20 protein-coding genes are annotated in these 21548 nt (G+C 45.5%); 6 read left to right on the forward strand and 14 right to left on the reverse strand.

The window, feature by feature from the left end:
* Positions 1-3: 3 nt before the first annotated feature.
* From SJY39_RS15195 to SJY39_RS15205, 3 genes are all read right to left on the reverse strand, one after another.
* Positions 4-1134 (reverse strand): homogentisate 1,2-dioxygenase, encoded by a 1131-nt coding sequence (locus SJY39_RS15195; RefSeq protein WP_372015093.1) that lies wholly within the window; start codon positions 1132-1134, stop codon positions 4-6.
* Positions 1127-2200 (reverse strand): 4-hydroxyphenylpyruvate dioxygenase, encoded by a 1074-nt coding sequence (hppD, locus tag SJY39_RS15200; RefSeq protein ID WP_372042775.1) that lies wholly within the window; start codon positions 2198-2200, stop codon positions 1127-1129. The genes SJY39_RS15195 and hppD overlap by 8 nt, the downstream gene beginning before the upstream one ends.
* A 338-nt stretch (positions 2201-2538) precedes the next feature.
* Positions 2539-4578, reverse strand: a complete 2040-nt coding sequence (locus SJY39_RS15205) for a DUF3466 family protein (RefSeq protein WP_016785452.1) — start codon at positions 4576-4578, stop codon at positions 2539-2541.
* Positions 4579-4879: 301 nt separating this feature from the next.
* Between SJY39_RS15205 and SJY39_RS15210 the strand changes: the two genes are divergently transcribed.
* From SJY39_RS15210 to SJY39_RS15220, 3 genes are all read left to right on the forward strand, one after another.
* Positions 4880-5125 carry a hypothetical protein gene (locus tag SJY39_RS15210; RefSeq protein WP_010432281.1) on the forward strand — a complete coding sequence of 82 codons (246 nt, stop codon included), beginning with the start codon at positions 4880-4882 and terminating at the stop codon, positions 5123-5125.
* Between the two features lie 286 nt (positions 5126-5411).
* A complete protein-coding gene (locus SJY39_RS15215) occupies positions 5412-6782 on the forward strand; it encodes an ATP-binding protein (RefSeq protein WP_016767944.1) in 1371 nt (456 codons plus the stop codon).
* On the forward strand, positions 6779-7444 hold the full coding sequence (locus SJY39_RS15220; protein ID WP_010432275.1) for a response regulator: 666 nt from the start codon (positions 6779-6781) through the stop codon (positions 7442-7444). Before SJY39_RS15215 ends, SJY39_RS15220 begins: the two co-directional genes overlap by 4 nt.
* Before the next feature lie 74 nt (positions 7445-7518).
* Here the strand turns inward: SJY39_RS15220 and SJY39_RS15225 are convergent, their stop codons facing one another.
* From SJY39_RS15225 to SJY39_RS15250, 6 genes are all read right to left on the reverse strand, one after another.
* Positions 7519-8178: an HAD family phosphatase gene (locus SJY39_RS15225; protein ID WP_016785450.1), complete on the reverse strand. Its 660-nt coding sequence runs from the start codon at positions 8176-8178 to the stop codon at positions 7519-7521.
* Between the two features lies 1 nt (position 8179).
* Positions 8180-9199, reverse strand: coding sequence for an ABC transporter ATP-binding protein (locus SJY39_RS15230; RefSeq protein WP_016793257.1), 1020 nt, complete (start codon positions 9197-9199; stop codon positions 8180-8182).
* Positions 9199-9984 (reverse strand): ABC transporter permease, encoded by a 786-nt coding sequence (locus SJY39_RS15235; protein WP_004732591.1) that lies wholly within the window; start codon positions 9982-9984, stop codon positions 9199-9201. Before SJY39_RS15235 ends, SJY39_RS15230 begins: the two co-directional genes overlap by 1 nt.
* Positions 9984-10877, reverse strand: a complete 894-nt coding sequence (locus SJY39_RS15240; RefSeq protein WP_016793256.1) for an ABC transporter permease subunit — start codon at positions 10875-10877, stop codon at positions 9984-9986. The genes SJY39_RS15235 and SJY39_RS15240 overlap by 1 nt, the downstream gene beginning before the upstream one ends.
* Complete coding sequence (locus tag SJY39_RS15245; protein ID WP_010432256.1) at positions 10874-11761, reverse strand: alkaline phosphatase family protein; 888 nt, start codon at positions 11759-11761, stop codon at positions 10874-10876. Before SJY39_RS15245 ends, SJY39_RS15240 begins: the two co-directional genes overlap by 4 nt.
* A 61-nt stretch (positions 11762-11822) precedes the next feature.
* Positions 11823-12905, reverse strand: a complete 1083-nt coding sequence (locus tag SJY39_RS15250; RefSeq protein WP_016792201.1) for an ABC transporter substrate-binding protein — start codon at positions 12903-12905, stop codon at positions 11823-11825.
* A 211-nt stretch (positions 12906-13116) separates the two neighbouring features.
* On the opposite strand from SJY39_RS15250, the gene SJY39_RS15255 reads away from it, so the two are divergent.
* Positions 13117-13845 (forward strand): UTRA domain-containing protein, encoded by a 729-nt coding sequence (locus tag SJY39_RS15255; RefSeq protein WP_010432250.1) that lies wholly within the window; start codon positions 13117-13119, stop codon positions 13843-13845.
* A 108-nt stretch (positions 13846-13953) separates the two neighbouring features.
* Here SJY39_RS15255 and SJY39_RS15260 read toward each other — a convergent pair whose 3' ends face one another.
* The 4 genes from SJY39_RS15260 to SJY39_RS15275 form a co-directional block, all read right to left on the reverse strand.
* Positions 13954-14808: an amino acid ABC transporter ATP-binding protein gene (locus tag SJY39_RS15260; protein ID WP_010432249.1), complete on the reverse strand. Its 855-nt coding sequence runs from the start codon at positions 14806-14808 to the stop codon at positions 13954-13956.
* Complete coding sequence (locus SJY39_RS15265) at positions 14801-15466, reverse strand: amino acid ABC transporter permease (RefSeq protein ID WP_016787468.1); 666 nt, start codon at positions 15464-15466, stop codon at positions 14801-14803. The genes SJY39_RS15260 and SJY39_RS15265 overlap by 8 nt, the downstream gene beginning before the upstream one ends.
* Positions 15467-15585: 119 nt before the next feature.
* Complete coding sequence (locus SJY39_RS15270; protein ID WP_010432242.1) at positions 15586-16227, reverse strand: amino acid ABC transporter permease; 642 nt, start codon at positions 16225-16227, stop codon at positions 15586-15588.
* A 132-nt stretch (positions 16228-16359) separates the two neighbouring features.
* A complete protein-coding gene (locus tag SJY39_RS15275) occupies positions 16360-17226 on the reverse strand; it encodes a transporter substrate-binding domain-containing protein (protein WP_032544965.1) in 867 nt (288 codons plus the stop codon).
* A 239-nt stretch (positions 17227-17465) separates the two neighbouring features.
* Here SJY39_RS15275 and SJY39_RS15280 point away from each other — a divergent pair, with 239 nt between their 5' ends.
* Positions 17466-18980, forward strand: coding sequence for a PLP-dependent aminotransferase family protein (locus SJY39_RS15280; RefSeq protein ID WP_016767933.1), 1515 nt, complete (start codon positions 17466-17468; stop codon positions 18978-18980).
* A gap of 187 nt (positions 18981-19167) precedes the next feature.
* Here SJY39_RS15280 and SJY39_RS15285 read toward each other — a convergent pair whose 3' ends face one another.
* Positions 19168-20484, reverse strand: coding sequence for an aspartate aminotransferase family protein (locus SJY39_RS15285; RefSeq protein WP_010432218.1), 1317 nt, complete (start codon positions 20482-20484; stop codon positions 19168-19170).
* 361 nt (positions 20485-20845) lie between these two features.
* On the opposite strand from SJY39_RS15285, the gene SJY39_RS15290 reads away from it, so the two are divergent.
* The gene (locus SJY39_RS15290) at positions 20846-21541 is read left to right on the forward strand and encodes a sulfite exporter TauE/SafE family protein (protein WP_046209028.1); all 696 of its coding nucleotides are present in this window, start codon (positions 20846-20848) and stop codon (positions 21539-21541) included.
* Positions 21542-21548 lie beyond the last annotated feature (7 nt).

Raw genomic sequence — 21548 nt, forward strand, 5'->3', positions numbered from 1 at the left:
CCCTTACTTCTCTTTCCAACTGTAGACATATTCTTTGTTCTCAACGCTATCGAGTTCATCAGAGAACTGCAGCGCGTGGCGAGTATCGATCATCACCGCCACTTCATCGGTAAACTTCTTCTTGTGCGCTTGCCCTGCCTTAAAGGCTTTAGGGTGAGGCCCATGCGTAAACCCAGCCGGATGGAAGGTCACCATGCCCGCCTCAATGTTATCGCGACTGAAGAAGTCACCTGCGTGATAGAACAGCACTTCGTCGTAATCATCGTTGTTGTGGTAGAACGGCACTTTTAACGCCCCAGGATCGCTCTCAATCGGGCGTGGCACAAAGGTGCACACCACAAAGCCTGCGCCAACAAACGTTGTATGCGCAGAGGGTGGCAAGTGGTAGCGATGTGACATCAGCGGTCTGATATCGCGCCAATTTACTTTCACCACAGCTAGGTCGCCATGCCAACCAATTGCATCCAATGGATTGAACGGATAAGTAATAACGCTGACTTTGTCGTGGCGTTTTACCTGAACCTGAGTTTGATTTTCTGAGTACTGAACGCGGAATTGATCATTGATAGAAGGGATGTCGAGCACAGCAGGATCAAACACCGCGTGATTACCGACCATGCCTTTCTCTGGCAAGGAGTAAGCCGCGTCTGTGTTCTCAATCATCAAGATAAACATCGGCTCGCTTGGCTCTAAACGCCAGTTGGTCGAGCGCGGGATCATCACGTAATCCCCTTCACTCACCTCTAGATGACCATAGTCACAATAGAGATCGGCGCTGCCTTGATGAATGAACAGCAGCTCATCACCGTCGGAATTACGCACCAAGAAATCCATCTTCTCGTCCATGCGCCACACACGAATTTTGCAGTCCGCATTGTGCAAAAGATGAGGCACAGCCCAAGGCGTTATCTGGCTGGCTTTTTCCACCAGCGTGAAATCAAAAGCGCGAGGGCGCAGATCACCCTCCCACTCCGACCAACCTGTTGGGGCATGTTGATGATGAAAGTGAGCCGCTGGGCCGAAGAACCCACTTCGGCCCGCCTCTCGCTCATAAATTGCCTCTTCGGGAAAATCGGCGTGCGCTTGTTTAGAGCACACACCCTCCCGATGAGGAAACGAGATCCATTTATGCATCGTCTAATACTCCTCGACGAATCTGGTCCTCTTCAATCGATTCAAACAGCGCTTTGAAGTTACCTTCGCCAAAGCCTTCATTACCTTTACGCTGAATGATTTCCAAGAACACAGGCCCGATTACCGTCTGTGTGAAAATTTGCAGCAAGATGCCGTCTTTGGTCGGCGCACCATCAATCAGAACGCGTAGGTCACGCAACAGATCGGTATCTTCCCGGTGGCCTTTTACACGATCGTCAACTTTCTCATAGTAGGTATCTGGGGTTGGCATAAAGTCCATGCCGCGATCACGCAGGGTTTTCACCGTTTTGTAGATGTCATCCGTAGCAAGCGCGATGTGTTGGATACCTTCGCCGTTGTATTCACGAATGAACTCTTCAATTTGTGATTTGTCATCTGAAGACTCATTGATTGGAATACGGATCTTGCCACATGGTGAGGTCATGGCACGGCTCACAAGGCCTGTCAGCTTACCTTCAATGTCGAAGTAGCGAATCTCACGAAAGTTACCGATACGCTCATAAAAACCAGACCACAGATCCATATTGCCTTGTTTCACGTTGTGCGTGAGGTGATCGATCTCATAAAGGCCTACGTCGGCTTTCGCCATGCGCTCTTGCGCGTCATCATAGAATCGGAAATCAACGTCGTAGATGCTCTGCTTGCCGTAGCGATCCACAAAATAGAGCAGGCTTTCACCGATGCCGTAAATGGCAGGAATGCTAAGCTCCATCGGCCCTATTTCTGTCTTGTACTCTTCACCGCCACCCTTAAACGCTTGCTCCATTGCAGCTGTTGCTTCGTTGACACGAAACGCCATGCCACACACCGATGGGCCGTGAACTTTAGCGAACGCTTCCGCTTGGCTGTGAGGCTGTTCATTGACGATAAAGTTGATGTCACCTTGTCGATACAGCCAAGCCTCTTTTGAACGGTGCTTGGCGATCTCAGCAAAACCAAGTGACACAAACAGCGCTTTAAGTTGCTCTATTCCCTTGTGGTCAACGGCCGTGTATTCAACAAACTCGAATCCATCTGTGCCAAGCGGGTTGTATGACTCCACCATGAACTTTCTCCTTGTACCTACTGGTTTTGTGTTAAGTGATTTTTGTCCTTGATTAAATTTGGCCCACAAGCGGAAAGATTGGAATGGATGGAAGGAAATGGGCAGTAACGTTGAAAACTCGTCAAGTTGTAAAATATTTGTTACACACAAAACCTCACAACAGGAAAATGAGTGCTATCAAGGGATTGAAAGAGGGTGGTTTGATTTACAGGCGAGCAAGAAATGTTATTGAATTGTTACATGTGGACTTTTAAGCGAAAGGGATAACATCGACTTAGTGCCGCCTTCGATGTTATCGGAAAAAGAAGGCGACTTTTGAACTTCATCAATTTAAAAAGTTACAGACGAGATACTCTTGAACGCATAGAAAGCACGGACATCAAACTGATAAGCACCAATAACCCGGTACCGGCACCACTACGTTCAACATCTTCAGCGCTATCATCACTTCTTTCAGCAATGTCTTCACTTGTTGCTCCAGATATCGGGATAAGTTTCACAGCCACCACCCTCTCGTCACCTACTCCATCATTACAATATGCAAAGTGCGCGGTTGAATCATAAGCCATAGAAGAGGAGCTACTTTCACTCGCAAAACATTGTATTGCCGTCCCTGAGATAACACCCGCATCATTAATGTCGGTTGCGTCCAATATTCTAAAGTGGTTGTTGGCATCACTGTAGTCACCACCGTTAGTTAGGTCGTCTAACCACCAAGCTTGATCATTATATCTTGCACGTCTATCAGCATCGGTACCAATGTCGTTGTAAGGGAAAATGAAGCCGCGATGCCTCCTTTCATGGCCGTCTACTTCAGAGTGAGTTTCTGCGTCAACATAGCCAACAATTTCATTGTAATTATTGATCTCACTTGCTTTTCCTTCTGCACTATCAAAGAAAATGTCTTCACCTAAACTTGCGAAGAATGTAGCTGTTGGCGTTGTGTCATTCGCATCAGCGACAAACATACGATTGTCAGACACACGATCCGACGGATAATCACCATCTCGTTTTGCATAACCAATAACCATCATGTTTTCATTAATATCTGTCGCGACAGAATTACTGTGGATGTATGAATCACTCACTTCTACCGTCGCATTAGCGATAAATGTCGTCGTCCAAGCATTTTCCGAAACGCTGAAATTTGACGTACTGCTTGGCCTAAACACAGCAGCCTGCATAAGAAAGTTATCAGAATCATCTAGCTCTGTATTGTAACCAACTAAAACAGGATAAGAGCTATATGTCCCTCTAGATGAAATCGTTGCAGCCCTCACACTCGCCTGTGCTGAAGCTTCATCATCGTTGTAAGAGTAATAGGTCGAACTGGTTTCCCAATCAGATACTGAGAAACGGTTTCCATCATCATTGGGGCCATTCGCATCGGTTATATTCCAGACAAAAGCTCGATTAGCAAAAGCAAAGTTCTGACACTCTGGATATAAAGCTGGCTCAATATCTTCATCGATACAATTATCTAGATCCTCTGCATCACTGTCGGATGTGTACGGAGAATCATAATCTTTATACTCATCACTGTAATAAAAAGTCGCAACGGACGCACTTCCGACCACATAGCTTTCTCCTCCATAACTGAAAGAATCAAAAGCCATCGTTCTTCCCATTTGGGAGATTATATTCGCTTCGCCGTCAGCATCGCTGATCGTAATGCTGGTATCGGCTTCAGGTTGGAGAACCGTAAATTCAGTGCCTGTATCGTAGTAACCACGCTGCCTATACAACTGAATATATTGGTTGTTATAGCTGTAATAACCACTGCTGGTGTTACCAAGAACAAAACCATTCTCGTCAACTTTAGTGATCACCTTCTCCTCTGTTCCATCAACAAAGGAATAACTATAACTGCTCACATCAGGTGGATTACTGCCAACATCAGGGATATCACTTAACGAATAAGAGTCATAGAAAGCCGTGGAATTCGTCTGATAGCTCAGCTCGTAATATGCATCACGCTCATTTCTCAAGCCTCCAATGCCTGCATCCTCATCGCCATACCACAACAAAGAACTCCAAGCTTCACAAGTCGCGTAGCCAAGTTCACTTGTGCAGTAGCTATAGATATCGTCATAATCCAAATAGTAGAACGTGTTATCGATACCAAAAGGGACCTCCTCTTTAAAGGAAAAACCTGGTTCTGCATTTTGAGCTTCCCCTGCGAATGCGTAATCGGTGTCACCACAACTGGTACTAAAGCAATCCGTTGTACCAAGCTCTGGTTCAACTGCAACCCCATACACCGATTCCGTTTCTACTGGTGATTCCTCCAAAACCACCCTATAAAGAGCAGCGTTACTATAAGAAGCAACCAACAACGTAGAAGAGACAACGACTGATTTTTTTACCATTGCCTTCATTCTACGGCTCCTAAAAAATAATCCATTTCAATACCAACGATAGCTTTCTGCCTTTATTGCTAAAGGCATTAAATTCATGAGTTCAATAATGGACTAGGATAAAAATAGAAAATGTGGAAACTATGTAGAAACAATGGAGGTTTAAACAACCTGACTTGATGGGCTGATGAACTGATGCCCTATTAAAGTTAAACGCTAACTTTCATCTCCTAGATTTATCCATTTTCTCTGCTAATTTGATCGCTAACCTATTTGCGTCAAAGAAATACACTTATATTTGGTTACGAATAGGAATTAAATTATGAAAAAAATCACGACAGCATTACTTTTACTGACATCGACATTCGCGCTTCAAGCGTGTGCTGAAAGCCGTGAAGGTCCAAGAGAAATGCCAAGTTTTGAAGAAATGGATGCAAACGGTGATGGCGAGTTACAATTAGAAGAGCTCAGAGGTCCACTCGCCGATGACTTTGACAAACTAGACGCAGATGGAAGCGGTGGTCTATCGGAAGAGGAAGTTCCGCCGCCACCACCAAGACGTCAATAATTGTTAGAGGGTTATCCAAAAATAGTGATAATTCAATGCGAGCTGATGGGGTATAGCACCCTGTCAGCTCGCTATTCGTTTCTAACAAAAAGATGCTTATACATGGCCTAAGATGAATAAAGAAATCAATGTCCACATTTCCCACACGATTGGTGACTAATATTGGTTTAACTCACTTTTGTCTTAATTCATTTTACTGTCCTAATTCACTTTAACTTCTGGAGAGAACGTGCGCATATCAATTTTCACTAAACTGTTTGTTTCAATACTAATGGTATGCGTGACCATGCTCTTTGTACTGACCTATTTTATTAACTCCAGTTTTCAAAGAGGGCTCCAAGATTTCACAAATAATAATGAGATTGCCCTAGCTCAAGAACTCGCCAATAACTTAAAGCAATATTACTCACCTTCCGAAAAGTGGAGGCGGCTAGAACGTGAACCACATTTAATCGCCAGTAGCATTGGTGGCCCCTCACGACCACATGCTCGTGACAGACACCCATCGCCACCACCATTAAGAGAGCCGGAAGCGCCAGATCTTCAACCTATTTGGCAACGACTCAACATTTTAGATCAAAACGGGCGAGCTATAATTGGACCTCCTGAAAACCTACATCACCTTGAAGATGGTCAGCATCAAGCACTAGTCGAAATAACACGGGATGATCAAGTGATTGGGTATATCTCCATCGTCCAGATGGATGAAATATCAGGGCCTTTGGCAGAAAGCTTTTTCAAACAACAAACGACGCATGTAAGCACTATCGCTTCGATTACCGTGTTGCTTTCATTCCTTATCGCTTTATTTCTTGTTAGGCGATTTTTGAAACCATTGCGTGCTTTGTCGAAAGGTGCCAAATCTATCGAAAATGGCGATCTCGATTTCTACATTGAAAAAAGCGGCAATGATGAATTGTCCGATCTCATCGGAATATTCAACGGTGTAGTCGAAACACTAAGAAAACAAAAAACACTTAGAGAACAGTGGTTATCGGATATTTCACATGAACTTAGAACGCCTATCACCGTGCTAAGAAGTGAACTAGAAGCGCTACAAGACGGTATCCGATCTCCTGAGCCAAAATATATCGACTCGTTACATCAACAAATCATCACACTGGGTCAACTCGTTGAGGATCTTCATCAACTCTCCCTGTATGACATCGGATTTAACCTCAATGTTAAAAACAACGTTGATATACATAAACTGATTGATTCTGTAATCGTTCAAAACTCGATCCGTTTAGAACAGAAAAGAATCACATTAACAAAGCACTATGACCATTCAGCCCCACTGTTTACCTCGTGTGATGAGAGATTACTGACACAACTGTTTGTGAATCTGTTGGAAAATAGCGCACGATACACTAGCGATAATGGGCATGTATCGATAGATGTTACCGACATTAGTGATAGTATTATTATCAACGTTGAAGACAGTGATCCAGGTGTACCTGATGCATCACTTCCGCGTTTGTTTGAGAGGCTTTACCGCGTTGATAAATCGCGCAGTCGCTCAAGTGGCGGTTCTGGGCTTGGCTTATCTATCTGTAAAAATATCGTTGAAGCGCACCAAGGACACATTACTGCCGACCACTCAGAATTGGGTGGACTACGAATCATCATAGCGTTACCAAAGGAAATAAAATCGTGATCTTAGTCGTCGAAGATGAGCCTGCATTAGCAAGTGTACTGTGTGAGTACTTAGAGCACTCTGGCCTTGAAAGTCATCATATTATCGATGGTAATCTTGTCATTGACTGGGTAAAACAAGCATCGCCTAAACTCATTATTCTCGACCTAATGCTACCCAATCGAGACGGGTTGGATATTTATCGAGAGCTGAGAACGTTCAGTGACATCCCTGTGGTTATGGCGACAGCCAAGGTCGAAGAGATCGATCGACTCGTTGGGCTTGAATTGGGTGCAGATGATTATATATGTAAGCCGTACAGCCCGAGAGAAGTAGTCGTGAGGGTGAAAAATATTTTGCGCCGTTCCAACAAGCCCCAAGCCACGTCAGCAACGAACGCCATTGATATTGATGAATTGAGTATGACCGCCGTCCTATGTGGTATTAAGCTAAGTTTAACGCCAGCTGAGTTTCGGCTTTTGCACCTTCTTTATCAAAATGTTGGCCGCATTTATAGTCGCGATCAATTGATTGATAAAATCTACGACGATAGAAGAGTGGTCAGTGATCGCACTATCGATAGCCATATTAAAAACTTACGTAAAAAAATGGTCTCGATAAATGAAAAATGTGACTACATTAAATCCATTTACGGGATAGGTTACAAACTAGAAATAGAATAATACGAACGAAAAAGCCGCTTTCATCAGCGGCTTTTTCGTTCTAAAGCGAACATAATTCAAAGATGGGATCAGCGTTAATCCCAGTTGAGAATCGACCAATTCGGTTGATCAGCCAGTGATTTCAAACGAGGGCATGGATTCACCAAGTAAGCAAAGTCCGCGTGTTCGCATAAAGGTAAGTCGTTGATTGAATCGGTATAAAAGTGGATATCTGAGTAGTTGGTTTCTTGATTGTCTAACCACTCTTTCAAACGCGTTACTTTGCCTTCACGGTAGCTTGGTACGCCAAAGATCTGAGACGTGAAACGGCCTTGGTTTTCGACCAAATCGATACCGAGTGCGTTCTCGATACCAATCTTGCGACCGACCTCTTCTACTAGGAAAGTGACGCTAGCCGAGATGATCAACATGTCGATGTCATCATTCTCTAGCTGCTCAATCAAAGGTTTCGACTGCTTGAACTGTTTAGGCAAAATATAGTGCTCAACACACTCTTCGACCAATGCTGTGACTTGCTCTGTTGGCATATCGGCTAAAGGTTGCATGGAAAACGTGAGGTAATCTTCCATGTTCAGTTTGCCTTCCGAATACAGACCCATTAAGCGCTTATCTTCTTCAATAAAGTTGGGCGCTGTGGCAATACCCTTTTCAACCAAGAACTCATTCCAAAGCATCGCTGCGTCAGCATTGATCAGCGTTTCATCCATATCAAATACATACAAAGGTTTGAACATCTTAGGCTCTCACAGGTTGAATTTCGTTAAGGTTAAACAGGAGTTCAAGTTGGCTGCCGTTTGCCAACAGTCGTTCAGAGGAGCGGTTAAGTAGGTCGACCGTTAATTCACACTCATCAACGTCCACTTGATATCGAATCACGTTACCCAAGAGCTGGTGGTTGCGAATGGTACCGGCTTTTGGCGCAGAGATATGTTCGCCATATTGTCGACCCTGCTCTTTAACGTAGATAGATTCAGGTCGAATCGCCACCTTCCATTCGGTTTCAATATCGAACAATTGCTTGGCTTTGTTCGCTTGTACCAAGTTGTAGTGCCCCATGAAACCCGCTACGAACTCATTGGCTGGTTGAGTGTAGATCTCTTCAGGTGTGCCGGCTTGCACGATCTCACCTTTATTCATCAAGAAGATACGGTCAGACATGATCATCGCTTCTTCTTGATCGTGAGTAACGAAGATCGTGGTCAGGTTCATCTCTTTTTGAATATCTCGGATCTGCTGGCGCAGGTGTTTACGGATCTTCGCATCCAGCGCTGAAAGCGGCTCATCCAACAACAAGATACGTGGTTTAACTACCAAGGCTCTTGCCAAAGCGACACGCTGACGTTGACCGCCTGATAGCTGATGCGGGTAGAATTTCTCTTTGCCCGTTAAGTCCACCAGCCCAATCACTTTGGCGACTTCGCGCTTAATCTCGTCAGCAGCAAGCTTTTTCATCTTGAGGCCAAACGCAATGTTGCCCTCAACCGTCATGTTCGGGAACAACGCATAAGATTGAAACACCATGCCAATACCACGCTGTTGTGGCACTTGGTGAGTAATCTCTTCACCGTTGACCCAGATCTCGCCACCATCAACAGGATTCAGGCCTGCCAAGCTGCGCAGCAGCGTTGATTTACCGCAGCCACTCGGGCCAAGCAGAGTAATAAATTCGCCCTTCTCGATAGAAAATTCAATGTCTTCAAACACTGTGTTGTCACCAAAGCTCTTGGTGAGGTTTTTCGCATTTACATAGCTCATTATTTTGTTCCCTGGCTGAAACGACTTGCCAACCAAGTCAGTAAGAAAATAAACAGGAAGTACGTCATCACAAGGGCTGACGTGAAGTGACCACTGGTTTGACGCATGTTGTATAGGTAAATTTGCAGTGTCTCGTAGCGTGTACCGACCAAGATATTGGCGAACACGAACTCGCCCAATAGGAACGAGAACGACAAGAACAGCGACGCCATTAAGCCTTTTTTAAGGTTTGGCAGAATAATCAATAAGAACGCCTTGGTGGTGCTTGCACCGAGCAGGTGTGCTGCGTCCATCAAGTCGTGCAGGTTAATTGCTTCAAAGCTGTTAGCAATCGCGCGGTACATGAATGGCAATGCGATGGTGAAGTAGGTACCAATCAGAATCCACGGCGTGCCTATCAGTGAGATTTCACTGTCTGCATACAATTGAAGTAAACCCACCGATGACACCACAGGAGGCACAGCGAACGGCAATAAGATCAGGATATTCATCACCTTGTCGAGTTTCGGGAAATAGTAAAACACCACGAAAATCGCAGGCAGAACCAACACCACACTCAATGACAGTGCCGCCACGCAGATAAACAGTGAACGACCAAAGGCTTGCAAGAAGCGAGGATCCGTCAGCAGGTTGATATACCAATCTAACGTGAAGCCATCCGGCAGGATCGTTGCGCCCCATCGAGAAGAGATCGAGTAGATAAAGGTCGCTAAGATCGGGATCATCATGATGCCGACAATCGAATAGACAACCGTTTTATGAAAGCGAGTATTTACGGTGTTCATTACTTTCTCTTCCCTACGTAGCTTTTGCTGATCAGCCATTGGTTAATCACGGTGATGAAGGCCAGCATCGCCATCAGAATTACGGAAATTGCGGCAGCTAGGTTGGGTTCTAGGAACAAGTCGCCCGATACTAAGCTCGCGATTCGAATCGTAATCACGTTGTAGTTGCCCGAGGTCAACGCATACACGCTCGCATACGCACCAATCGCATTGGCAATCAAGATGATAAAGGTGCCAAACAAGGCAGGAGATAGCACAGGCAGCGCAATTTTAGTCCAGTATTGCCAAGTTTTCGCACCAAGCAGTGCTGAGGCAGCTTGCCAGTCGTCACTCAGAGCATCAAACGCTGGATAGAGTAACAACACCGCCAATGGGATCTGGAAGTAGATATAAATCGCCAGCAAGCCCCACTTGCCATACAGGTCGAAATCACCCAATAGCCCGTACTGCTTAAGCAGCAAGGTGATAGCACCGTTGGTGCCAAGGATGATGATGAAGGCGAACGACAGAGGCACGCCTGAGAAGTTACTGCTCATGTTGGTAAACGCAATCACCGCATCGCGGATTTTAGAATCAACGCGGCGCAGTGAAGAAACGAGCAGAGTCGCAATCGCCAAGCCAACAATGCTCGACCAAATCGACAACCATAAACTGTTGCCAAAAGCCTGCATCATAAAGGCAGAGTCGAACACTTCAGCGTAATTTTCGAGAGAGAGTTCGTCGTCATAGAAAAAGCTGTTGATCAGCACCCAAACCATAGGTGCCAGTTGGAACAGATAGAAAAATAGGGCGAAAGGCGCAAGCCACAAAGCGGGCTTGAAGCGTTTGAACCAAGATTTGGTTTTGAGTTGAAGCGCAGAGCCATCGCTCTGCGTGATTACAGAACTGCTCATAGGGCCAACAATTCCTGAGTGTAAGACTTATCGTGTTCAAGGTTGAGTAGCTGACACACGCTGCCGCAGATGTCGGTCTGTTTCACTGAACATTCTTGGTGTGTGAACTTATCGCCAATCACAAAGAATGGCACTTCACGCTCTTCGGGCAGAATGCCACCGTGAGACAAGTCATTGTTCATGCCGTGGTCACTGGTGATGATCACTTGATAACCATCATCTACCCATTTCTCAAGGTAATTCGACAGGTAGATATCCGCGCCACGTGCACTGTTGCGGTATTGGCGAGAATCCAGCCCGTGCTTGTGCCCTATGTCGTCAATGTTCATTGGGTGAATCAGTAAGAAATCAGGTTGATGAGTAACGCGCAGATGCTCTGCATCCAAGAACAAGGCTTCATCTGGGTAGTGATCCCAGTGATAGAAACAGCCATGTTGAATGTTCATGGTCTCATCGTTTGTAAAGCGGTCACGCACAGCATCAAATGGCGCTCGGTTATACAGCTCACTCACCCAATGATAGGCCGCTGCAGCCGTCACTTTACCTTGCGATTTAGCCAAGCTAAAGATCGACTCATGATTCGATAAACGCACGATTTGGTTGTTAACGATGCCGCTCTCGACAGGGCGGACTCCCGTTAAAATGCACTCATACAGTGGGCGTGACATGGACGGCAATTCACATTGCACAGGGTAAAGAGTGGCGCGCAGTTTGTTTTTTTGCGTGCTCATGATTTGCGAAGTGCCCTGTTGATTTTGGGAAACGCTGTGATTACTGTTTTTCGAGTCACTAAGTTCTAGAAGGCCGTTCAGGTAGCCCATGCAATCACGGGCTACCTGATAATTCAGTCCATCTAAAACAACAAGGATAACCTTATTGCTCATGGTCTATTCTCTATTGCTTGTTACTATAAGCCACCCATTACAGGTGGCGTGTTAAGCGGGGTTATTGCTGGTGAATCAATACGCTTTCTTGCCATTGACGTGGCAAGCGACGTGCTGATTTTTCCCATGCTGAGAAATCAGTCACTGGGTGAACGTTGCTGTATTCATCGTTTGAGATCAGCTTGTCTTGTACTGATTTAGGCAGCGTAATGTTGCTACGGATTGGACGTGCGTAACCTTCTGCTAGGTTGATTTGGCCTTGGTCGCTAAAGATATATTCACGAGCCAACTTCGCCGCATTCGGGTTTTGCGCGTATTTGTTGATGATGGTGGTGTAACCAGAGATCACCGAACCATCTTGTGGAATACTCACCGTGAAACGCTCACGGTCAATCGTGTCGCGGTAGTTCAGTGCATTGAAGTCCCACATGATTGCCACTTCCACTTCACCTTTTTCAAGGTTCGCGATGCTTGGGTCTGTGTAAGACAGACGGCCTTGCTTCGCTAGCTCGCCAAAGAATTTAATCGCTGGCTTTAGATTTGACTCGTCACCACCGTTAGCAAACGCAGCCGCTAGAATCGCGTTGTTTGCTTGCGCTGCTACACCGACATCGCCGACTGTGACTTTGTAGTCACCTTCTAGTAGGTCGCTCCAAGTTTTCGGCGCATCTTCAACAAGGTTGTTGTTGGAAATGAAAGAGATAGTGCCGGTGTAAGCCAGAGCCCAGTGACCATCTTTGTCTTTCGCCCAGTCTGGAATGTCATTCCAAGTGGTTGGTTTGTATGGCTGAGTGACGTTTTTCTTCACTGCCACACGTGCAAATGCAAAACCCACATCACCAATATCAGCGGTTGCGTTTTTCTTCTCTGCTTCAAATTTCGAGATCTCTTGAGCCGAGCTCATATCGGTATCCTGATGCTTCAAACCGTAGTTTGCTTTCAGGTCTGTCCATGTGCCTTTCCAGTTTGCCCAACTGTCTGGCATACCCACACTGTACACCGCACCCTCTTTTTGAGCAGCTTCAATCAGTGACTCAAGATCAGCATCCTTCGCCATCGCTGGCATTGAAAGTGTTGCCGTTATTAGCGTTGCGCCAATCAGTTTAGCTGGCGATACAGTTGAACGGCTAAGCAAAGTTTTCATTGTCTCTATCCCTCTGGACTAGGTCAGTAAGTTCGTTTTGTATGCTATCGCCGGAGTGTGACGCTTTCGCGCAACTTATTTGACAGTTCAGATGCATTTCTGTGGCAGTTATATTTCACTCATATGACAGTAAGCCTTTGTTTACTGTCACATTCCTGTTAACTCCGTGGTTTACCTTATTGAGCACACGAACCTATGGACTAGATCAGTAATGAGAACATTGGCAACAGGGCAATCAGGGACACAGCTAGGCAGAATTAAGGCGAGCATCAGAGAGCAGATTCAATCAGGCATCTTCACCGAGGGGCAAAAACTGCCATCGGAAAGAGAGCTCAGCGAGCTGTTTTCCACCACACGAATCACGCTCAAAGATGCATTGGTGTCATTAGAAACCGAAGGTCTGATATACCGAGAAGAGCGCCGTGGCTGGTATGTATCACCCGAACGAATTCGCTACAACCCATTGTCTCGTTCTCATTTTCACCAAATGATTCGCGAACAACATCGTATTGCAGAAACAAGGCTGCTGAGCACCCGCACAGAGATGGCCGCGGGCGATTACGCCAAAGCATTAGAGATAGAACAGATAACGCCGATACACGTGATTGAGCGACTACGCTTTATTGATGGCCGAGCGGTGCTGTTCGTTGAAAACGTCTTGAAAGCGGCACTGTTTGAAAAGGTGTTGTCAGAAAACCTCACTATGTCGCTGACAGGTATCTACCGAGAAAAATACGGCTACGAGACCCAACGCTCTCGCTTTGACGTGGTCCCTACCTCTGCCCCTGCCCATGTCGCCAAGGCATTGAATTTGGCTGAGGGCCAGCCTGTTCTTAAGATCTGCCGAGTGAACTACAAACAAGATGGCGAGTTAATGGACTGCGAGCTGGAATATTGGCGACCCGATTCTGTGGTGCTCCATATTGATAGCATTGGGTAATGCTGTGCCTGCTTGAGAGAAGAACCCCACACATACAAAAACTCCGACTGATTCAGTCGGAGTTTAGGATTTAGCGGTCAAACATTAAGGTGATGTGAATCATCTAGTTCATGAATCAAGCTTGAGGAACTGTCTAACCCTTGGTGAATCTGGGTTAGTGAAGAACTTCTCTGGGTTGGATTTCTCAATCAATATCCCCTTCTCAAGGAATACTACTTGATCCGACACCTGACGCGCGAATTCCATCTCATGAGTCACCACTACCATGGTGTAACCCTCTTGCGATAGCTTCTTCATTACCAGTAACACCTCTTCGACCAATTCAGGGTCGAGCGCCGAAGTTGGCTCATCAAACAACAATACATCTGGCTCCATCGCGAGCGCCCTAGCAATCGCGACACGTTGCTTTTGTCCACCCGATAACATACTTGGATAACTCTCTAGCTTGTGAGACATGCCAACCTTATCAAGTTGCTTACGAGCCATCTCCTCTGCGTCAGATTTCGCTATCTTCTTAACATGAACCAGCGCTTCCATCACGTTTTGCAACACGGTGAGATGCGGCCATAAGTTGAAGCTTTGAAATACCATGCCAAGGCGCTCTCTGAGTTTCGCTAACTCTTTGTATTTGAGTGGTTTACCCGTTTCAGAGTTGATCCCAATGCGTTCATCACCCATAAAAATCGTGCCGCGCTCTGGCTGCTCTAGCCAATTCATGCAGCGCAATAGTGTTGACTTACCCGAACCTGACGAGCCGAGAATACTCACCACATCGCCTTTTTTTATAGTCAGGTTGATGTCTCGCAGTACTTCGATTCCATCAAACTGCTTCGACAAGTTTTCAACGCTGATGATCGTCTCTCGTTCTTCCAATAGTGGCTCACACTCAATCACTTCCAAACTCACTCCCAAAGAGGGGTTAATCGGTGCTTCTGTTTCAATAATCTCTGATTGTTTAAGCATGGCTAAGCCCTCTAAGTTCAACTTTGGTTTGGATTCGTTTGGTGATGGTTTCAAGTGCAATACTCACAGCCCAGTAGAGCGCGATAGCAATGATGAACGCATTCAATGGGATAAAATATGTGGATTGAATACTGTTAGCCGCCGCAGTAATTTCAGCGACCGTAATAATGCTGAGAAATGCAGTGTCTTTTAAGCAGATAATGAGTTGGTTAGTGATCAGAGGAACCGACTTAAATAACACGTTGGGCGTGATGACTCGGGTGAAGGTTTTCAGCTTAGAAAAGCCATAAGCGTGCGCTGCTTCGATGTAACCAGGCTCTAACCCTTTACGCACACCGCGGAAAATCTCACAGAAATACGTACCATGATAGAGACTGAGCGCTATGATTCCCGCTGTCACTGCGTCCAATCGAATACCAACCTGAGGTAAACCGTAATAGAGCAGGTAGGCTAAGATCAGAAACGGTAAGGTACGCATAATGCCGATCAAACTGTTGATGGTGTACTTAACACCGAGTCTCGAGTTTTCGAGACAGTACAACAAACCAATACCTATGACGAAACTCAAGATTGAAGACGAGACAAAAAGATAAAACGTGGTCACAAAACCAGAAGCAAACAGCTCTTTTTGTTGCCAGATAATATTCCATTCTTCCATATTTACTCCTTATATTTACCCACGAGATAGCACTTCAATACGCAGATAAATCGTGTTTCTGACCAAGTAATCATAACGGCTAAACTGCGACTACTGCTGCTGTTAACAGATGTATGCACTTATTGCTGTAGATAAGTAGCTCGGTTTTCAGCCACAGCTTGCAATTTCACCAACACGCCAATAATCAACATGTATATGGCACCCGCACACAGAATTGGCCCAAGTGGCTCATAGGTAACCGCTGCAATTCGGTTGGTGACACGGGTTAAATCAACAATACCAATCACCGCGATGGCAGGGCTGCCTTTGATTAAGAACGACATTTCATTGACCAATGCAGGTAGGCTCATGATCACCATTTGTGGGAACATGATTCGGCGAAAATAAGTCAGCCGCCTCATACCAATAGCCTCGGCTGCTTCCATTTGCCCTTTTGAAAAGTTGAGAAAGGCATTGCGCCAAATTTCCGCATTAAATGCCGAGGTGTTGAGTGTAAGCGCTAAAATGGCAGAAACGTGTTTGTCTAAATTGATGCCAAATGAGGGAAACGAAAGAAAGATAAACAGAGCCAGAGTCACCAGAGGTGTTGCTCTTGCCCAACTGACATAGATGCCCAGCATTTGATCGACAAATGGGATTTTCATCATTCGAATTAAGGCAATCGCTAGCCCAATCACCACACCCAATACAATCGAGACTGCCGATATCCATGCTGTAGCCCACGCGCCCTGTAGCAACTGTTCCCAAGCGTAATAATCCATAAACGACCTCTTTAAAAAGCGACTTCTTGCAATAGGCTTTTGCGCGAATGACAAATGGGTAAAATCGCTCTAGCCCTTTTGTCATCGGCACAAACAGCGGTTAACTGTTTGTGCCAGCGCGTGCTTACTGATCTACTGGACCGCTGTTAGCTTGTGATACTGCTCTACTGAAGTGATGGCTTCCGAAGGAAGATGCTCGAACGATTCACCGAACCACTTCTTCTGCAACTCTGCCATTTTTCCTGTTTGCTCTAGGTGAATGAAAAACTCAGTGAGGTAAGCCAATAGCTCAGGGCTCTCTTTTGGAACAGGCCAGCTTACGAAACCAGGGCCAGATACCGCCTCACCTTTTTTAAAGACGTTAGACTTAGATTTCACTACCTCGTTAACCGAGACCACACTGTTGATGACGTAGTCGATTCGACCAATAGCTAAATCTGAATACGCTTCTGGGTACGATTGGTACTGAACGACCTTACCTAAAGATTTACCTTGTGCTTCGAGCATTTCTTCGAGCTCTGGCAGTCGCTCTAACAAAGCACTACCCGCTTGTAATCCCACCGTTTTGCCGTCTAGATCCGACACCGTATTGATGTCGTCAGCATCCGCTCTGGTTAAGAAATAATGCTGTGCTGAGGCAATAGGCGGCGTAAAATCAAACACCTTCAATCGAGCGTCTGTCACGATAGCGCCCGTTAGCGCCACATCGTATTGACCCGCAGATACTGAGGCGAGCAACCCTGTCCAAGGTAAGATCTCTTGTTCAATATCGAACTTTGAATATTCACGCAGCTCATCAAGCAAATCTTTATTGATCCCCGCAGGCTTGCCTCGGTCAATGTAGTTGAATGGTGAGTAGTTATCTTCTGTCGCCACTTTCATAAAGCCTTGCTTTTCAATGGCTGAAAGTTCTGATGCTTGTGCAACACCAAAACAACCCAGCACAACGGTTGCTGCCGCCGTTGAAACCCATGCCTTCATCGTCATTCCCTGTCTCATGTGCTTTCCTTATCGAGATTATTTGCCTGCCTTTACTTTATGAACGGAATGCATCTAAGACGTAGAGCCAATTTAATTTTCAGGTTGGGACAGAGCCATTTTCATATAAAAGACAGATCAACTTTCGGGTTCGAGACAGAGTAAAAAATCACCGTTGAGAATTGATATGAACTCTGGCTCATTTCTTGCTCTTTTATACAAATTGGACTGAGGTTCACTGAGAATAAGGACTGTATCTCATGGCGATAAATCACAATTGTTTCATCGAGTTTGATTCCAAAAGAAGCCTGCAAGAACAAGTACGTAGCTATTTGGTGACGGCGATATTGAATGGTATTTTTCCGGCTGAACAAGCGCTCCCATCTTGTCGTAAGCTCTCTAGCCAATTAGGTGTTTCACGCAATACTGTGTCCTTGGTGTACGACAGTTTGCTCGACGATGGCTACCTGATAAGTAAACCTCGCAGTGGTTATTACTTATCAGAAAAGTATCAAAATCCGAGCGATGAAATTGACTCTAGCTTGGATCATTTTGAATCAACAGACAGCAACAATGCACCGGATTGGAGCAAACGAGTGAAGCTGCAATTAAGTCAATACCCACGAATAGTCAAACCGTCGCACTGGAGTTGCTATCAATACCCATTTATTTTTGGCCAGCCTTCAATCAATGACTTTCCATTGGCTCAATGGCGAGAAGCGACAAGAAAAGTGACCTCAGATCCTCATGACCACCGCTGGCTGTGTGACAAAGTTGATAAAGACGTCGATATGCTGGTGGAACAAATACGCACACGGGTGCTACCACAACGAGGCATCCACGCTCAAAGTGATGAAATCCTAATTACAATGGGCTCGCAGAATGCGCTCTATCTGCTTTCGACTTTACTGATGAATGCTCAAAGCCGAGTCGGCGTCGAAAACCCCGGCTATAAAGAAGCAAACCATATTTTTAATCTCTCAGGTGCGCAGTTACACCCTCATCAAGTAGATGAGCAAGGGTTAAAGCTCAATGAGCACTCATCGCTGTGTGACCACTTCTACGTCACTCCGAGCCATCAAGCGCCAACTGGGGTTACCATGAGTGACGAACGTCGAACTCAGTTGCTTGAGATGGCAAAGGCCAATGATGCCATCATTATCGAAGATGACTACGATGCCGAGTGCAACGTTGAGTGGAATCCAAAACCGGCACTTAAAGCCAATGATAAAGATGGCCGAGTCATTTACGTCAGCAGCTTTTCCAAACTATTGGCACCCGGCTTGAGATTAGGCTACATCGTGGCACCCGAAGAGCTGATTTATGACTTAAGAATCTTGCGCCGGTTAATGTATCGACATGCACCAAGTCGTATTCAAATGGAAGTCGCACATTTTATTGAACAAGGCTATTACGACAGCTTTGTGAGGCGCTTCAGAGAAAACACGCGTCAGCGTTGGAAGCTGCTCAATGATGCCGTCTTAAAGTATTTACCTGATTGCAAACGACTCGCACAAAGCGAGCAAGCCAACTCATTATGGCTACAAACACCGAGCCACATTAATAGCCAGCGACTGGCTTCACGAGCCGCACAGAAAGGGATACTGATTGAAACCGGGTATTCACACTTTATGACTAATACCGAAACGGTATCGGGTTATGAATCATTGTCAGAATATGATCCCAACTCTTATTTTCGATTAGGGTTTCACGCCATCGATAAAGATCTGATCGCTCCCGGCATCAAAGAGCTGTCTGAAGTAATGAAGATTTAGCATCACTTAGGGCTGTTTACCGACACTCTCCATGAGCATGAATTAAAAAGAGAATGACGTAAAAAAGAGCATCAATTGATGCTCTTTTTAGGATCGACATAACAATCTAAAAGCCAGACACTTAAACAAGAATGGGGAGTCCTTATCAAAGTGCCTTGGTTTCGTTACTGGTTATCCGATTGAAAAATTAAGATGCAAGCTCACACAAAACGTCGTCAATGATCTTAACGCCTTTCTTTATCTCGCTTGGTTGAATAACCAAAGGAGGGGCTACATGAATACGATTATTAACAATAAAGGTTAGCAGGCCTCGTTTCGTTAGCTCCGCTTTCAATTGACCCATTTTCTCATTGCTCAATGGCGTTTTACTTTCTCGATCTTCGACCAATTCAACCGCCCAGAACATCCCTTTACCGCGCACATCACCAATCATAGGATGCAGCTCTTGAAGACTAAGCAGAAGCGGTCCAAGAACGCTATTCCCGACATTATCAGCATGCGTAACAATGCCCTCTTGCTCCATCACATCGAGCGTTGCAACGATCGAAGCCATCGCTAGAGGGTGACCAGAATACGTTAAGCCACCCATAAAGAAGTTCGACTTAAAGTACTCAACGATCGGTTCGCTGACCACCACACCACCAGCCGGAACATAACCAGAGTTAACCCCTTTAGCGAAAGTAATAAGATCCGGCACGACATTAAAGTGCTCAAACGCAAACCACTTACCCGTTCGACCAAAACCGACCATGACTTCATCAAAGATCAATTGAATACCGTATTTAGTTGCAAGCTCACGCACGCCAATAAGGTAGCCTTTCGGTGGAATTAGGAAGCCCGCCGTTCCCGGAATGGTCTCTAGAATAATCGCCGCAATCGCTGTGGGTCCTTCGCATTCAATCACTCGCTCTAAATGCTGTAGGGCACGCTCACTCTCTTCTGCCTCAGTCGCCGCGTTGAATTCGCTTCGATAGAGAAATGGATTGAAGAAGTGAACGTGCCCACGGCTATACTCATTTGGAATACGGCGAAAATCGCCCGTCGCCGCAATCGCTGTACCGGTATTTCCGTGGTAAGAGCGATAAGCAGAAAGCACTTTATCGCGTCCTGTGAACTGTCTTGCCATACGAATTGCATTTTCGTTGGCATCTGCGCCTGCGTTGGTAAAGAACACCTTCTTAAACTTGCTTGGTGCTTTAGACAAAATACGTTTAGCGGCCAAACCACGAGTGAGGTTTGCTGTCGCAGGGGCAACGGTCACCAATGAATCAGCCTGATCTTTAATGGCTTTAATCACTTGTGGATGCTGATGACCAATGTTGGTGTTAACCAGTTGGCTACTAAAATCAAGGTACTCCTTACCTTCGTAGTCCCACATTTTGCATCCTTGCCCACCAGCGATAGCGATAGGTTCTGCTGCTTCTTGAATCGACCAAGAATGAAATACGCTCTTGTCGAGGTCGATAATATCTTGGTTTACAAGCTGTTCTGTTGATACTTCCATTTCATCGTCTCCATAAACAAAACTAGATTCACAACCCTCTCCTTCAGTCTTTCTCGTCTATCAAAGTGCGAAATACGAGATTGAAAAGGCTGCGCTATCGGATGGAATAATCTTCGTCCCAAACAGGGCCCAACTCATAGTGTCAGTTTCAACAAAATCTTGGGCCAGTGAATCAGCTCAAACCTCGTCCCCGATCCAACCAACAGCCTGACCCAATCCAATCGTCGATCTGGCTCTATTCAAAATTCTTAGGTGTGAATAGATTGAAAGGCAGACGAGACAAGTCTCATCGGACGCTAATTAACACAGCAGCAAAATATCAAAAGCAAAGAGGTGAGCAAGAGTGGAAATAGGATTGGCGATGATATTGATTCTGTTTGCAGGTGTGGTTCGAGGCTATTCAGGATTTGGGTTTGCGATCATTGCAGCACTATCTCTCAGCTTTATAGTTCCACCATTACAAGCGGTAACCATCTCTATCCTGTTGGATTTTTTAAGTACCTTTCCTCTACTCAAGCGAAGTAAAACCACCATCAATATCCGGCTTATTGCGCCGCTGTGTATAGGCATGTTGGTTGCGGTGCCTTTCTCGCTGTATTTCATTAGCGCGATATCGGAATCAGGCTTGAAGACCTTTATCGCGATGATGTCTTTAGTGGCTGGTGCACTGATTATTTTGGATTTTCGCCTGACATGGTTACACCATCGGCACGCATTTTGGGCAGGAGCTATATCCGGTTTCAGTATGACCGCGGCCTCTTCTGGCGGGCCTCCGTTAGTGACGTATTTAATGAATATCACTATTGAAGCCAAAGAGCAGAGAGCAACCGCCATTGTATTTTTCTTGTTGAGTTCTGCTGTTTCATTAAGCGGATTTATTTGGATCGGTGCATTCAACCAAAACACGTTTACCACAGGCTTATGGTTACTTCCGACGGCTGTGATTGGCAATTTATTAGGGCAGAAACTGTATATCTCAGTACCTAACTTGCCTGCAAAAACAACGACCGCGCCGATTTTGATCGGCATGGCACTACTTATGTTAATTTCAAATTAGAAGGATT

Origin of the sequence: Vibrio sp. R78045, assembly GCF_042466085.1 — a bacterium.
GTDB lineage: Bacteria > Pseudomonadota > Gammaproteobacteria > Enterobacterales > Vibrionaceae > Vibrio > Vibrio cyclitrophicus.

What these genes read in the sequence shown, in the direction of transcription:
- SJY39_RS15210 (WP_010432281.1), top strand. Translation starts at nt 4,880, where the DNA reads ATGAAAAAAATCACGACAGCATTACTTTTACTGACATCGACATTCGCG.
- SJY39_RS15230 (WP_016793257.1), bottom strand. Translation starts at nt 9,199, where the DNA reads ATGAGCTATGTAAATGCGAAAAACCTCACCAAGAGCTTTGGTGACAAC.
- SJY39_RS15255 (WP_010432250.1), top strand. Translation starts at nt 13,117, where the DNA reads ATGAGAACATTGGCAACAGGGCAATCAGGGACACAGCTAGGCAGAATT.
- hppD (WP_372042775.1), bottom strand. Translation starts at nt 2,200, where the DNA reads ATGGTGGAGTCATACAACCCGCTTGGCACAGATGGATTCGAGTTTGTT.
- SJY39_RS15275 (WP_032544965.1), bottom strand. Translation starts at nt 17,226, where the DNA reads ATGAGACAGGGAATGACGATGAAGGCATGGGTTTCAACGGCGGCAGCA.
- SJY39_RS15270 (WP_010432242.1), bottom strand. Translation starts at nt 16,227, where the DNA reads ATGGATTATTACGCTTGGGAACAGTTGCTACAGGGCGCGTGGGCTACA.
- SJY39_RS15250 (WP_016792201.1), bottom strand. Translation starts at nt 12,905, where the DNA reads ATGAAAACTTTGCTTAGCCGTTCAACTGTATCGCCAGCTAAACTGATT.
- SJY39_RS15285 (WP_010432218.1), bottom strand. Translation starts at nt 20,484, where the DNA reads ATGGAAGTATCAACAGAACAGCTTGTAAACCAAGATATTATCGACCTC.
- SJY39_RS15260 (WP_010432249.1), bottom strand. Translation starts at nt 14,808, where the DNA reads ATGCTTAAACAATCAGAGATTATTGAAACAGAAGCACCGATTAACCCC.
- SJY39_RS15240 (WP_016793256.1), bottom strand. Translation starts at nt 10,877, where the DNA reads ATGAGCAGTTCTGTAATCACGCAGAGCGATGGCTCTGCGCTTCAACTC.
- SJY39_RS15225 (WP_016785450.1), bottom strand. Translation starts at nt 8,178, where the DNA reads ATGTTCAAACCTTTGTATGTATTTGATATGGATGAAACGCTGATCAAT.
- SJY39_RS15290 (WP_046209028.1), top strand. Translation starts at nt 20,846, where the DNA reads ATGATATTGATTCTGTTTGCAGGTGTGGTTCGAGGCTATTCAGGATTT.
- SJY39_RS15215 (WP_016767944.1), top strand. Translation starts at nt 5,412, where the DNA reads ATGCTCTTTGTACTGACCTATTTTATTAACTCCAGTTTTCAAAGAGGG.
- SJY39_RS15205 (WP_016785452.1), bottom strand. Translation starts at nt 4,578, where the DNA reads ATGAAGGCAATGGTAAAAAAATCAGTCGTTGTCTCTTCTACGTTGTTG.
- SJY39_RS15280 (WP_016767933.1), top strand. Translation starts at nt 17,466, where the DNA reads ATGGCGATAAATCACAATTGTTTCATCGAGTTTGATTCCAAAAGAAGC.
- SJY39_RS15265 (WP_016787468.1), bottom strand. Translation starts at nt 15,466, where the DNA reads ATGGAAGAATGGAATATTATCTGGCAACAAAAAGAGCTGTTTGCTTCT.
- SJY39_RS15195 (WP_372015093.1), bottom strand. Translation starts at nt 1,134, where the DNA reads ATGCATAAATGGATCTCGTTTCCTCATCGGGAGGGTGTGTGCTCTAAA.
- SJY39_RS15245 (WP_010432256.1), bottom strand. Translation starts at nt 11,761, where the DNA reads ATGAGCAATAAGGTTATCCTTGTTGTTTTAGATGGACTGAATTATCAG.
- SJY39_RS15235 (WP_004732591.1), bottom strand. Translation starts at nt 9,984, where the DNA reads ATGAACACCGTAAATACTCGCTTTCATAAAACGGTTGTCTATTCGATT.